General features: G+C 73.8%; 10 protein-coding genes. 6 read left to right on the top strand and 4 right to left on the bottom strand.

Annotation, left to right across the window (positions count from 1 at the left end; translation table 11 throughout):
* Positions 1–102: 102 nt before the first annotated feature.
* Both ABT245_RS07545 and ABT245_RS07550 read right to left on the bottom strand, forming a co-directional pair.
* On the bottom strand, positions 103–2,349 hold the full coding sequence (locus tag ABT245_RS07545; RefSeq protein ID WP_351729936.1) for a helix-hairpin-helix domain-containing protein: 2,247 nt from the start codon (positions 2,347–2,349) through the stop codon (positions 103–105).
* Complete coding sequence (locus ABT245_RS07550; RefSeq protein WP_351729939.1) at positions 2,346–3,329, bottom strand: aldo/keto reductase; 984 nt, start codon at positions 3,327–3,329, stop codon at positions 2,346–2,348. The genes ABT245_RS07545 and ABT245_RS07550 overlap by 4 nt, the downstream gene beginning before the upstream one ends.
* Before the next feature lie 705 nt (positions 3,330–4,034).
* Here ABT245_RS07550 and ABT245_RS07555 point away from each other — a divergent pair.
* The 6 genes from ABT245_RS07555 (at position 4,035) to mshC (ending at position 10,073) form a co-directional block, all read left to right on the top strand.
* Positions 4,035–5,090, top strand: coding sequence for an LLM class F420-dependent oxidoreductase (locus ABT245_RS07555; RefSeq protein WP_351729942.1), 1,056 nt, complete (start codon positions 4,035–4,037; stop codon positions 5,088–5,090).
* A 269-nt stretch (positions 5,091–5,359) separates the two neighbouring features.
* The gene (locus tag ABT245_RS07560) at positions 5,360–6,148 is read left to right on the top strand and encodes a ferritin-like domain-containing protein (RefSeq protein WP_351729945.1); all 789 of its coding nucleotides are present in this window, start codon (positions 5,360–5,362) and stop codon (positions 6,146–6,148) included.
* Between the two features lie 306 nt (positions 6,149–6,454).
* Positions 6,455–7,141, top strand: a complete 687-nt coding sequence (locus ABT245_RS07565; RefSeq protein ID WP_351729948.1) for a histidine phosphatase family protein — start codon at positions 6,455–6,457, stop codon at positions 7,139–7,141.
* 87 nt (positions 7,142–7,228) lie between these two features.
* Entirely contained in the window at positions 7,229–7,819 is a 591-nt protein-coding gene (locus ABT245_RS07570) for a DUF3090 domain-containing protein (RefSeq protein WP_351729950.1), read from the top strand.
* Complete coding sequence (locus tag ABT245_RS07575; protein ID WP_351729953.1) at positions 7,783–8,613, top strand: SCO1664 family protein; 831 nt, start codon at positions 7,783–7,785, stop codon at positions 8,611–8,613. The genes ABT245_RS07570 and ABT245_RS07575 overlap by 37 nt, the downstream gene beginning before the upstream one ends.
* 230 nt (positions 8,614–8,843) lie before the next feature.
* Positions 8,844–10,073 carry a cysteine--1-D-myo-inosityl 2-amino-2-deoxy-alpha-D-glucopyranoside ligase gene (mshC, locus tag ABT245_RS07580; RefSeq protein ID WP_351729956.1) on the top strand — a complete coding sequence of 410 codons (1,230 nt, stop codon included), beginning with the start codon at positions 8,844–8,846 and terminating at the stop codon, positions 10,071–10,073.
* Positions 10,074–10,489: 416 nt separating this feature from the next.
* Here mshC and ABT245_RS07585 read toward each other — a convergent pair whose 3' ends face one another.
* Together ABT245_RS07585 and ABT245_RS07590 are read right to left on the bottom strand one after the other, a co-directional pair.
* Positions 10,490–11,485 (bottom strand): PAC2 family protein, encoded by a 996-nt coding sequence (locus ABT245_RS07585; protein WP_351729959.1) that lies wholly within the window; start codon positions 11,483–11,485, stop codon positions 10,490–10,492.
* 401 nt (positions 11,486–11,886) lie between these two features.
* Positions 11,887–13,509 (bottom strand): glycerol-3-phosphate dehydrogenase/oxidase, encoded by a 1,623-nt coding sequence (locus ABT245_RS07590; RefSeq protein WP_351729962.1) that lies wholly within the window; start codon positions 13,507–13,509, stop codon positions 11,887–11,889.
* Positions 13,510–13,517: the final 8 nt, after the last annotated feature.

A 13,517-nucleotide genomic window follows, 5' to 3' on the forward strand; every position in this document is an offset into this window, starting at 1 on the left:
CGTGCCGGTGCGGTCGTGGTGACCGTGCCGCCCCTGTGCCCGGCCGGCGTCGGTATTCGTCGGTCGTGGTCGCCGTCGTGCCGGCCCCGAGGGCCGGGCGGGTCAGTCGGCCTGCGGGAGCTGGGCGCGCAGCAGGGCCGGCAGCCGGGTGGTCCGGGGCTTGGCGGGGATCTCGGCGACCGCTCTGGGCAGCACCTGCTCCACGCCGTGCACCACGGACAGATGGCGGTCGGCACGGCCGAACGCCGTGTACACCCACGGCCTGTTGAGCGCCTGCGCGGCATCGCCGGGCAGCACCACGACCACCGCCGGCCACCGGGCGCCCACCGCCTGGTGCGCGGTCAGCGCCCACCCGTGCCGCACGGACCGCTCCACCTGCTCCCGCGCCACCACGACCGGCCCGTCCGCGCAGGACAGGTGCAGTCCGTCGGAGTCGGCCTGCACGACCCGGCCGGGAAGCGTACGGCCGGGAGCGGGGGAGTAGGCGATCCGGTCGCCGGGGTCGAAGCCGCCGAAGCGGCCGGGCCCCGGGTTGAGCCGCTCCTTGAGCGCTGCGTTGAGCGCGCGGGTGCCGGCCGCTCCGCCGTGCCCCGGCGTGATCACCACCGTCTGCTCGGCCGGGACGCCGATGGCCCGCGGCACCGAGTCCGCGACCAGCTGCACGGCCCGGTGCACGGCCTCGCCCGCGTCCCGCACGGGTACGATCACGACCTCCTTGCCGGGCGCCTCGACCTGGTTCAGTTCGCCGATGCCGATACCGGAGACGAGTTCGCCGAGTGGCCCCGGATCGGGCACCCGCGAGGCGATCTGCGGGCACGCCCGGGTCAGGAGCAGATCGGCGAAGACCCGCCCGGGCCCGGCCGACCACAGGACCGCCGGGTCACCGGAGAGCACCAGCCGCGCCCCGTCCGGCAGCGACTCCACGAGCAGGGCGGCGGTCTCGACATCGAGCTGGGGCGCGTCGAGCACGATCAGCAGATCGAGGTCCAGGGCGCCGTCCGTGTCCCGCCCCGGCCCTTCGGTGCCCGCCAGCAGCCCCGCCACGGTCGCGGTCCCGCGGCCGGTCCGGTCCGCCGGTGCGTCCGGGCCGTCGAAGCCGGCGAGCAGCGCCGCGCACTCGTCCCGGCCGTCGGCCGTGTGCGCGGCGGCCCAGGCCCGCAGGCCCAGCGCCGGCGCCTCGTGCAGCAGGCGCGCCGGGTCGACGAGGGACGCGTGGCCGCCCGTGTGCAGCACCAGTCCGTGCCCCGCGACCGCCGCGATCAGCTCACCCGCCGAGCCCCCCGCGGTCGTGGCCGCGCGCTGCCAGGCATCGGCCGGGCCGTCCTGCTTCGGTACGGAGTTGAGCTGGCGGGCCAGGCCGTCGGCAAGGCTCTCCTCGGCGAGCGCGTACCGCTCAAGACCGACGAGGACCCGGACGGGCCGCTCCTCCTCGCCGTCCTCCCCTTCGCCGCTGTCCTCGGCGTCTGCGGCGTCCTGCGCCGGGCGCGGCCGGGCCTGGGCGCCGGGCTCCTCCAAGGCGTCCTGGAAGACCAGGGCCTCGCCCTCCGCGAGCGTGCCCTGCACGGCCGCGTCCGGATCCGGCACGCCCCGCTGGGCCAGCGCGGCGAGCAGCGCGGGCATCTCCAGGGCGGTGTGCCCGGCCAGCGCCGCCTGCTCCAGCAGCCAGCCGGTCACGGCCCGGCCGCGCCGCTCGTCGTCCGGGCCGCACTCGGCGCCGAGCAACGCCCGCGCGAAGCCGTCGGCCTGCTCCGGTCGTACGCCGCCGACCCGCAGCAACAGCCAGGGATCCGACCGCAGCCGGGCGTCCGCGCCCTCGCCGAGCGCCGCGGCCACCTGGGGGGCGAGGTTTTCGGGGGCGCCGCCGTCGCGCAGTACCGCGCGCACCGCGTCGACCGCCGCCGGTGCCTGGGCGGTGGGTTCGGCGGCCGGGGCTGGCTGCGGTCGACGCGCGGGCTCCGCAGCGGCCGGTCTGCGCGGCGTGGGCGCCGCCTCGCCGAAGACCTCCGCGGCCGGCCGCTCGCCGCTCTCCACGGCCCGCACGGCCGCGAGCAGATCGGCCGCCGTGCCGCTGAGCTTGGCGCCGCTCTCGATCGGCCCCTTCTTGTCGGCCTTGCGCTGCTCGATCCGCTCCCGCTCGACGCGCTGGGCGGCGAGTTCCGCCTCCGCCTCGGACTGCTGGGCGGCGGCATCGGTGCCGCCCTCGCTCGTCGCGGCGCCGGACGGCTCGGCGCTGTCCTCGCCCGCGCTCTCCGGCCCGTCCGCGGGTTCCGTTGCGTCCGCGGCTTCCGGTTCCGTCGCCTCCGGGATCCCCGGCCGGGCTTCCTCCGTGGTCTCCGGGTCCGTGCTCACAGGGTGCTCCAGTCGTGATCGGGATAGCGGTGCAGGGGCGCCGACACATCGTCCAGCGCTCGGCAGATCTCGTCAGGAAGATTAAGCGCCTCCACTGACAACGCCGCCGTGAGCTGCTGCGCGTTGCGCGGGCCGATGATCGGGGCGGCCACGCCGGGGCGGTCGCGGACCCAGGCGAGAGCGACCTGGAGCGGGGTCACCGCGAGCCCGTCCGCCGCCGTCGCCACGGCGTCCACGATCCGGCTCGCGGTGTCGTCCAGGTACGGCGCGACGAACGGCGCCAGGTGCTCGGAGGCGCCGCGCGAGTCCGACGGAGTCGCGTTGCGGTACTTGCCGGTCAGAACGCCGCGGCCGAGCGGGGACGAGGGCAGCAGGCCGACGCCCAGATCGACGGCGGCGGGCAGCACTTCGCGTTCCACACCGCGCTGGAGCAGCGAGTACTCCATCTGTGTGCTCGCCAGCCGGGTGCGGGTGCCCGGCTGTGACAGCTGCCAGGTGGCGGCCTTGGCGAGCTGCCAGCCGCAGAAGTTGGAGACTCCCGCGTAGCGCGCGCGACCGCTGCTGACGGCCAGGTCGAGGGCCTGAAGGGTCTCCTCCAGCGGGGTGTGCGGGTCGAAGGCGTGGATGTGCCAGACGTCGACGTGGTCCGTGCCGAGGCGGGCGAGGGAGGCATCGAGGGCGGCCAGCAGATGGCCGCGCGAGCCGTCGAAACGGCGGTCCGGGTCCACTACGCTCCCCGCCTTCGTCGAGATGACCAGGTCCCGGCGCGGCACGAGCCCTTCTATCAGCTGTCCGAGCAGATACTCGGCCTCACCCGCGCCGTACACGTCCGCGGTGTCGACGAGGGTCCCGCCCGCCTCCCAGAACGCCTTCAGCATGTCCGCGGCGTCGTGCTCGTCGGTGTCCCGGCCCCAGGTGAGGGTGCCGAGTCCGATCCGGGACACGCGCAGGCCGGTACGGCCCAGATGCCTCTGCTCCATGTCCGTCGACCCTACTGGCCGGAACTGCCCCCGTGGGCACCTGTGGACAACCGATTCCCCCCGCCACGCGCCCCCCCACGACCGCGCGCCGCGACGGGGGCTCAACCGGGCCGGACGGCACGACCGGAAGAGCGGCCACGGGCAGTCACCCTCGCCGGATCCGATCGCCTGACCCCCGGTTCCGGAACCCGCCTGGGCCACGAGAAACCGTACAAAGCTGCCCGAGGACGACCCGCCCGGCGCCGTACTCCGGCACGCCGCCGCCCATCAGCGGCCGGCGGCGGAGATCCGCGGTCCGCGTCGCGACCTCCAACTGGTCGTGACCTCCGACTCGCTGCGACCTCCGACTCGTCGCGATCCCCGACTCCGGGGCGAGGCCGGCGAGCACCCTGCGCTGGGACGCCACGCCGGGGCGGCCACGCCGGTGCGGTCGCGGACCCAGGCGGGGGCGACCTGGAGCGGGATCACCGTCGGCAAGACGGCCGCGGCCCGGCGATCCGCGGCCTGGCCCCGTCCGGCCCCGCGCCTCGTCCACCCCGGCACACCCACGCGCCCCTCGGCCCGTCACTCCCGCCGACCCCGTGGGGGCAGCGGGCCGCTCCCGCCACGGAGCGCCGGCCGTTCCCCGGGCCGTAGCTGCCGTGGGGCGGGGCGCGCTAAGGTCTGGCGGACAGGGACGTTACTGGCGGGTAAGGGGAATCGGTCATGCAGCTCGGGATCAACCTCGGGTACTGGGGCGCCGGGATGGACGCGGACAATCTGGCCGTGGCCAAGGAGGCCGAGCGGCTGGGGTACGCCGTGTGCTGGGCCGCCGAGGCGTACGGATCGGACGCGGCCACCGTGCTGACCTGGGTCGCCGCGCACACGGAGCGGATCGACGTCGGCTCGGCCATCTTCCAGATCCCGGCCCGTCAGCCTGCCATGACCGCGATGACCGCCGCGACCCTCGACTCGCTGTCCGGCGGCCGCTTCCGGCTCGGCCTCGGCGTCTCGGGTCCGCAGGTCTCCGAGGGCTGGTACGGGGTCACGTTCGACAAGCCCCTGGCCCGCACCCGCGAGTACGTCGAGATCGTCCGCCGGGCCATGACCCGCGAACGCCTGTCGTACGAGGGCGAGCACTGGACGCTGCCGCTGCCCGGCGGCCCCGGCAAGCCGATCAGGCTGACCGTGCACCCGCAGCGCGAGCACATCCCCCTCTACATCGCCGCCATCGGACCCAGGAACCTGGAGCAGACCGGGGAGATCGCCGACGGGGCGCTGCTCATCTTCCCCTCGGCCGACCACCTGGAGGAGACGGCCGTCAAGTATCTGCGTGCCGGGCGCGAGAAGGCGGGCAAGGGCCTCGACGGGTTCGACGTCTGCCCGACCCTGCCGCTCGCCGTCGGCGACGACAAGGACGTGCCCCGGCTCGCCGACACCTTCCGCCCCTACACCGCCCTGTACGTCGGCGGCATGGGCAGCCGCAAGCAGAACTTCTACAACCAGCTCGCCCAGCGCATGGGCTACGAGAAGGAAGCCGCCGAGATCCAGGACAAGTACCTCTCGGGCGACAAGCAGGGCGCCGCGGCCGCCGTACCGCAGGACCTGATCGACCGGACCACCCTGCTCGGCTCCGTCGACCGCATCGCCGACCGGATGAAGGCCTACGCCGCGGCCGGGGTCACCACCCTCACCCTCGCCCCCGCGGGCTTCACGCTCGACGAGCGGATCGCCTCCCTGCGTGCCGGCACCGAGGCCCTGGACCGCGCGGACCTCGCCTGAAGCGAGGCCCACGGCCTCCGGAGCGGGAGTTCTCACGGCCGTGGTGGGGGCTCGGGGGTCTTCCCCGCCACGGCCGTCACGGGAAACAACGCACCCGCGCCCGCACGGTTACGCCACCGCCACGACCCGACGGCTCATCCGTTCGGCGGAGTTGTCCGACATACCTGTTGCGGCACCTTCTGCGCGGCATTTGACTCGTTCTTTGCGGAATCTCACGGAAACCGGCGGAGCCCCGCGGAACCCGCGCATCCCGCAGGAAGGTGCCCACGATGCTTTCGGCCAAGAGTCTCTTCCAGGAGATCCTCGACAACGACGAGTCCTTCCGGCTCTTCTGCTCCATCGCGGCCAGCGGGGAATCACAGGGCGGCTGGGAGAACGCGCGGATCGCCGCACTCGTGCCACCGGGCGAACGCGCACTCGCCCCCAAGATCACCCGCCACGGCGCCGACGAGGACAAGCACGGACGCATCTTCAACGCGCTGATGAACAAGCGCGGTCTGCGGCCCGTCCCGGTCCCGCCGGAGACGGACTACACCATGCTCCTGGAACGCCAGGGCATCGGACTCGCCCACGACAAGCTCAACGCCGAGGAGCCGCTGACGGTCCAGGACATCGTCGTCTACCTCGCCCACAGCCGGGTCACCGAGCAGCGGGCCTGCGAGCAGATGGCGATGCTGGGCAAGCACTTCGGCGACCACCCGGAACTCGGCCGCGCCGTCAAGATGATCTCGAACGACGAGGACAACCACCTCGCCTACTGCCACGAGGAACTGCTGCGCCTCGCCCAGGCCGGTCACGGCCCCGCCATCCGGCGCGTGCTGCGCGAGTGCGCCCTGGCCGAGATCCGGATCCACCGGGACGTCAGCCTCGCCGTCATGGACCGCATGGGCCGCATCCTCGGCTGGCCGAAGGCCAGGTCCGCGCTGCTCGCGGCCGGCATCCACGCCGTGTACGGGTACGAGCGGGCGGCGGGCTGGCGGCGCATGGTGTCCCTGCGGATGCCCGAGCGCCGCAACGCCCTGGGCGGCCCCGCGCCCACCGCCCCCGAGTTCGCCTGACGGCGAGCGACCTCCGCATCGCGCCGCCCACCGGACGCGCATCTGCGCCGCCGGGGCCGCCGGAACGCCCGCCACCAGCCGGTCAAGACCTCAGACCCGTCCACGCGCGCGTGGCGGCCATCGATGTCCCCGTTCCGGGGCCGCTGACGCGCATTCGGCATTTCCACGCCGGCCAGGCCGGCCGGCGGACGCGCCCGGACTCCTCGCTGACCGGGGCGAGGAACGTGCCAGGACCGGCCCGTCCCGCCCGCACTTCGCGGCACCGGCACCCCGGGGCACCTCGGGCGGGCGCTTACCCTGGGCCGCATGCCCACGCTGATCCTCGTAAGGCACGGACGTTCCACCGCCAACACCGCGGGCGAGCTGGCCGGCTGGACGCCGGGCGTCGCCCTGGACGAGCGCGGCGCCGCGCAGGCCGCCGCACTGCCCGGACGGCTCGCCGCGCTGCCCCTCGCCGAAGCGGTCACCAGCCCCCTGCAACGCTGCCAGGAGACGATCCGGCCACTCCTGGAGTCCCGGCCCGGGCTGAACGCCCACACCGACGACCGGATCGGGGAGTGCCACTACGGCGACTGGACCGGACGCAAACTCGCCGAGCTGAACGACGAGCCGCTGATGCAGGTCGTACAGGCCCATCCGTCGGCCGCCGCGTTCCCCGGAGGCGAGTCCATGCGGGCCATGCAGGCCCGCGCCGCGGAAGCCGTGCGCGCGTGGAACGCGCGCGTGGAACGCGACCACGGCCCGGACGCCGTCTACCTGATGTGCTCGCACGGCGACGTCATCAAGTCCCTCGTCGCCGACGCGCTCGGCCTGCACCTCGACCTGTTCCAGCGGATCTCCGTCGAACCCTGCTCCGTCACCGCGATCCGGTACACGCGCCTGCGGCCGTTCCTCGTTCGCCTCGGCGACACCGGGGATTTCGCCTCCCTTGTGCCCCGCGAGGAACCGCCAGGTGAAGACGCTCCGGTCGGAGGCGGTGCGGGCGCACCGTGATCGTCGGCCGCAGTAGGGTGAAGCGGTTGACATCATCGCGTTCACGCATGGACCTTCACGCATTCTCGATTTCAATGGAGACAGGACGTGTCCCGTCAGGTGTTCCTCTACGACCCCCCGGACCGCTTCGTGGCCGGCACGGTCGGGCTGCCCGGGCGCCGTACGTTCTTCCTCCAGGCTTCCGCCGGCCCCCGGGTGACCAGCGTGGCCCTGGAGAAGACCCAGGTCGCCGCGCTCGCGGAGCGCATGGACGAACTGCTCGACGAGGTGGTACGCCGTAGCGGCGGCAGCGCGCCGGTGCCCGCGGTCGCCCCGAACGAGGTCTCGGACAGCGCCCCGCTCGACACCCCCATCGAGGAGGAGTTCCGCGTCGGCACCATGGCCCTGGCCTGGGACGGCGACGAACAGCGCATGATCGTCGAGGCCCAGGCGCTGGTGGAACTGGACGCCGACTCCGACGAGGACCTCGCCGAGGCCGAGGAACGGCTGCTCCAGGACGAGGAGAACGGCCCCCCGATGCTCCGGGTCCGGCTCACCGGCGCGCAGGCCAGGGCCTTCGCCAAGCGCGCCCTCGACGTCGTCAACGCCGGAAGGCCGCCGTGCCCGCTGTGCAGCCTGCCGCTCGATCCGGAAGGACACGTATGTCCGCGCCAGAACGGATACCGCCGCGGAGCGTGACGCCCGCCACCACCCCCGCCGAGCTGCTGGCCGGGGGCGAGCTGAAGGTACGCGGCCGCATCCGCGACGCGTCCAACGCCGCACTGTTCTGCACGGTCGTCCACGACGGGCAGGAGGCGTCCTGCGTCTACAAGCCGGTCGCCGGGGAGCGCCCCCTGTGGGACTTCCCCGACGGCACCCTCGCCGAGCGTGAGGTGGCCGCGTACGAGGTCTCCGAGGCCACCGGCTGGGGCCTGGTGCCGCCCACGGTGCTGCGGGAGGGACCCTACGGCGAGGGCATGTGCCAGCTGTGGATCGAGGCGGCCCCCGACGCCGAACTGCTCGCCCTGGTCGACGGCGAGGAACCCGGACCGGGCTGGAAGGCGATCGGCCTGGCCGACGTCGGCGAGGGCCGCACGGCGCTGCTCGTGCACGCCGACGACGAGCGGCTGCGCCGGCTCGCCGTCCTCGACGCGGTGATCAACAACGCCGACCGCAAGGGCGGCCATCTGCTGCCGACCGCCGACGGACGGCTGTACGGCATCGACCACGGGGTCACCTTCAACGCCGAGAACAAGCTGCGCACGCTGCTGTGGGGCTGGGCGGGCGAACCGCTCACCCCCGAGGCGGTCGACGTCCTCAAGGACCTGCGCGACACCCTGGGCGACGGCGGCGCGCTGGCCGGCCGGCTGGCCGGGCTGATCACGGCGGAGGAGCTGACGGCCACGCGCGCGCGTGTCGAGGCGCTGCTGACGGCCGGGACCCATCCGGAGCCGAGCGGGGAATGGCCCGCCATTCCCTGGCCGCCCGTCTGAGCGGATCGAGTGAAGTCCGCTGAGGTGCGGCAGGGCCCCGAAGGGGGGCGGGAAAACCGCGCGGACGGCCGTGAGCCGCCGCAGCCGGCCGACGGCGCGGTACGGCCCTTCCTGCGGGGCGTCCGGCGGGCGGTGCAGCACATCGGCGGCCCGTCCGCAAGATCGCCTTTCCGGTCATCCGGCCTGGTCCGGTTCGTAGGGCGAACTCGCGGCCGGTTAGTCTCATGTACATGCATGCCTGGCCCGCTTCCGAAGTCCCCGCCCTGCCCGGTCAAGGCCGGGACCTGAGGATCCACGACACCGCGACCGGCGGCCTGGTCACTCTCGTCCCCGGTCCCGTCGCCCGTATCTACGTCTGCGGCATCACGCCGTACGACGCGACCCACATGGGTCACGCGGCGACCTACAACGCGTTCGACCTCGTCCAGCGCGTGTGGCTGGACACAAAGCGCCAGGTGCAGTACGTCCAGAACGTCACCGACGTGGACGACCCACTGCTGGAACGCGCCCAGCGCGACGGCGTCGACTGGGTCGCCCTCGCCGAGCAGGAGACCACCCTGTTCCGCGAGGACATGACCGCGCTGCGGATCCTGCCCCCCGAGCACTACATCGGCGCCGTCGAGGCCATACCGGGCATCGTGCCGCTCATCGAGCGGCTGCGGGACCTGGGCGCGGCCTACGAACTCGAAGGCGACATCTACTTCTCCGTGGAGTCCGACCCGCACTTCGGCGGCGTCTCGCACCTCGACGCCGCCGCCATGCGGCTGCTGTCCGCCGAGCGCGGCGGCGACCCGGACCGCCCGGGCAAGAAGAACCCGGTCGACCCGATGCTGTGGCTGGCCGCCCGCGACGGCGAACCCCGCTGGGACGGCGGCTCGCTGGGCCCCGGCCGCCCCGGCTGGCACATCGAGTGCGTCGCCATCGCCCTGGACCACCTCGGCATGGGCTTCGACGTCCAGGGCGGCGGCTCCGACCTCGCCTTCCCGCACCACGAGATGGGCGCCTCGCACGCCCAGGTGCTGACCGGCGAGTTCCCCATGGCCAAGGCGTACGTCCACGCCGGCATGGTCGCCCTGGACGGCGAGAAGATGTCGAAGTCCAAGGGCAACCTCGTCTTCGTCTCCCGGCTGCGCCGCGACGGCGTCGACCCCGCCGCCATCCGGCTCGCCCTCCTCGCCCACCACTACCGGTCCGACTGGGAGTGGACCGACGGGGTACTGGCGGACGCGGTGGCCCGGCTCGGCCGCTGGCGCGCCGCGGTCTCCCGGCCCGACGGGCCGCCCGCCGAGGCGCTCGTCGAGGAGATCCGCGAGGCCCTGGCGCACGACCTCGACGCCCCGGCCGCGCTGGCCGCCGTCGACCGATGGGCCGCCGAGCAGCAGGCCCACGGCGGTACGGACCCGGGCGCCCCGGGCATCGTCTCCCGCGCGGCGGACGCCCTGCTGGGCGTCGCCCTCTGACCCCACCGCCCACGGCCCGGCACCCCAACGGGCCGTGGGCCGGCGACCACATCGGCTCTGGCCGGTCAGCACGTCGGCCGCGTGCCGGGGGAGGCCGGGCGTGGGTCTGGTAGTACGTCGACCGTGGGACCAGGCCGGTTGTGGCCGGGTGGCTTGGCCAGGCCGGGCGAGCACGTCGGCGTGGGCCGGGCGTGGCTGGAGGAGCTGGGCGGGTGCGGCCAGGAGCGGGCCGGGGAACGTGTCCCGGGTGGGGCCGGTGGCTTGTCGGGCGGGGACCGTGGGCGGGGGCAGTCGGCGGTGTCGGGGGCCTTGGACCCGCCGGCGGTCATGGGCGCGCACCGTGCACCGCGCGGCCGCTGTGATGGGGGCGGGACGCGTCAGTCGACCGTTGGACCGGCCAACTGCCGGTCCCCCGCTCAGTCCTCCGAGGTGTCCTCGTCGTCGTTGTCCGACGTACCGGAACCGCCGGGCTTCGGCGGCTTCGGCGGCCGGGTCCGGCCGGGCGGATTGTCCCGCCGGTACGGGGAGGGGCCGTCGCCGCCGTCCGCCGTGGCGTGCCCGCCGGGCGGGCTGCCGTCCCGGCGCCGCAGATACCGCTCGAACTCCCGGGCGATCGCCTCGCCCGACGCCTCCGGCAGCTCGGCGGTGTCCCGCGCCTCCTCCAACGTCTGGACGTACTCGGCGACCTCGCTGTCCTCGGCCGCCAGCTGGTCCACGCCCACCTGCCAGGCGCGCGCGTCCTCCGCCAGCTCGCCCAGGGGAATACGCAGGTCGAGCAGGTCCTCCAGGCGGTTCAGCAGGGCCAGCGTCGCCTTGGGGTTGGGCGGCTGCGACACATAGTGCGGCACCGCGGCCCACAGGCTGACGGCCGGCACGCCCGCGTGTGTGCACGCCTCCTGCAGCACACCGACGATGCCCGTGGGGCCCTCGTACTTGGTCTCCTCCAGGTCCATGCGCTCGGCCAGGTCCGGGTCGGACGTGACCCCGCTGACCGGGACCGGACGCGTGTGCGGGGTGTCGCCGAGCAGCGCCCCCAGGATGACCACCAGTTCCACGCCCAGCTCGTGCGCGAAGCCCAGCAGCTCGTTGCAGAACGACCGCCATCGCATGGACGGTTCGATGCCGCGGATCAGCACCAGGTCCCGCGGCTTGTCACCGCCGACCCGGACCACCGACAATCTGGTCGTCGGCCAGGTGATCTTGCGTACGCCGCCGTCCATGAACACCGTGGGGCGGTTCACCTGGAAGTCGTAGTAGTCCTCGGCGTCCAGCGCCGCGAACACCTCGCCCTTCCACTCCCGCTCAAGATGTGCGACCGCGGTGGAGGCGGCGTCGCCGGCATCGTTCCAGCCCTCGAACGCGGCCACCATGACTGGGTCGATCAGCTCGGGAACTCCCTCCAGCTCGATCACCCAGCGCCTCCTTCCGACGTGCCCTCGCGTACGTCCCAACCTTACGGCGTCCGCCGGGGACGCCCGCAGCCCCCTTGCACGGCCGAGTGAACGGATCACTGCCCCACCCACCCCCGCGAAACACCCCCGACAACCGATGACCTGAGGGGCGCGGGGAACTGCGCGAACACCCCGACGAACCCGCACCATCAAGACGGCCTGCACCACCTGAGACCTGAGGGGCGCGGAGAACTGCGCGAACACCCCGACGAACCCGCACCATCAAGACGCCCTGCACCCCCACGGCGCCCCCGCCGAACTTACTTGGGTAGCCGGTCGCCGGGCCGCAGCGCAGCGGAGACGATCAATCCGGGCGGCCCCACCGAAGCGGGACCGCCCCCATGCTGTACCGGAAGACCCGCCTACGAGCGCTTCTCGGCCAGTACGTCGGCGACCTCGGCGCGTACCTCTTCCGTGGCGAGCCCGCGGATCGTCAGCGTCGTCCGGCGTCGCAGCACGTCGTCCGGCGTCTCGGCCCACTCGTGGTCCCGGGCCCACGCCACCTGGGCCCAGATCTCGGGCGCCTCCGGGTGGACCCGCTCGGCCAGCCGAGGGTCCTCGTTGGCCAGCCGGGCGATGTCGAAGGCCAGCGAACCGTAGTGGGTGGCCAGGTGCCGCGCCGTGTCGGCGGCCATGTGCGGGCCGGGCGCCGGCCGGTCCACGAGGAGCCGGTGGGCCACCGCACGGGGATTGGCCACGCCGGGCAGCGGCAGCTTCCTCGGCAGCGCGGAGACCGGTGCGAAGTCGTCGCCCAGCGGATGGCCGGGCAGCGACTCCAGCTTCTTCATGACCGTACGGCCGATGTGCCGGAAGGTCGTCCACTTGCCGCCCGCGACGGACAGCATGCCGCCCCTGCCCTCGGTCACCACGGTCTCCCGCTTGGCCTTCGCGGTGTCGCCGGGGCCGCCCGGCAGCACCCGCAGACCGGCGAAGGCATAGGTGATCAGATCGCGGTCGAGCTGCTGGTCGCGCACGGAGAACGCGGCCTCGTCGAGTATCTGGGCGATGTCCTTGTCGGTGACCGCGACGTCCGCCGGGTCACCCTCGTACGCCTCGTCGGTCGTGCCGAGCAGCAGCATGTCCTCCCAGGGGAGGGCGAAGGTGATGCGGTACTTGTCGATCGGGGTGGCGAGCGCCGCCTTCCAGGGGGCGGTGCGCCTGAGCACCAGGTGCGCGCCCTTCGACAGGCGGATCGACGGCGCGGCGTTCGGGTCCTCCAGCGCGCGCAGCCGGTCCACCCACGGGCCGGTCGCGTTGAGCACCAGCCGGGCGTTCACGCCGAACTCGTCGCCGGACAGCCGGTCCGTCAGCTCGGCGCCGGTGACCCGGCCCCTCGTGAAGCGCAGCCCGGTCACCTCGGCGTGGTTGAGGACGACGGCGCCCGCCTCGACGGCCGCGCGGACCGTCATCAGCGCCATGCGCGCGTCGTTCATCTGGTCGTCGCCGTACACGGCCACGGCCCTCAGGTTCTCGGTGCGCAGTTCGGGCACGTCCTGCGCGGCCTTCGCCGGGGAGAGCAGATGGCCGACGCCGTCCCCGAACGCGGACAGCGCCGAGTACGCGAAGACGCCCGCCCCGAGCTTCGCCGCGCCGTGCGGCCCGCCCTTGTACACGGGGAGGTAGAAGGTGAGCGGATTCGCCAGATGGGGGGCCACCTGGCGGGAGACCGCGCGGCGCTCGAAGTGGTTCTCCGCGACCAGCTTCACCGCGCCGGTCTGCAGATAGCGCAGTCCGCCGTGCAGCAGCTTGGAGGAGGCGGACGAGGTGGCACCGGCGAAGTCGCCGGCGTCGACCAGAGCCACCCTGAGACCGGACTGCGCGGCGTGCCAGGCGGTGGAGATGCCGAGGATGCCGCCGCCGATCACAAGAAGGTCGTACGACGCCCTGGTGAGCTGTTCCCGGGTCTCGGCGCGGCTCGGGTTGGCGCCGTGGGCCGGGCGCGTTCCCAGAGCGGGCACGGACTGCAGGGTGGGCTGACTGGTCATGTCGGGTG

The sequence above is a fragment of the Streptomyces sp. NPDC001508 genome, from assembly GCF_040298665.1.
Classification (GTDB): domain Bacteria; phylum Actinomycetota; class Actinomycetes; order Streptomycetales; family Streptomycetaceae; genus Streptomyces.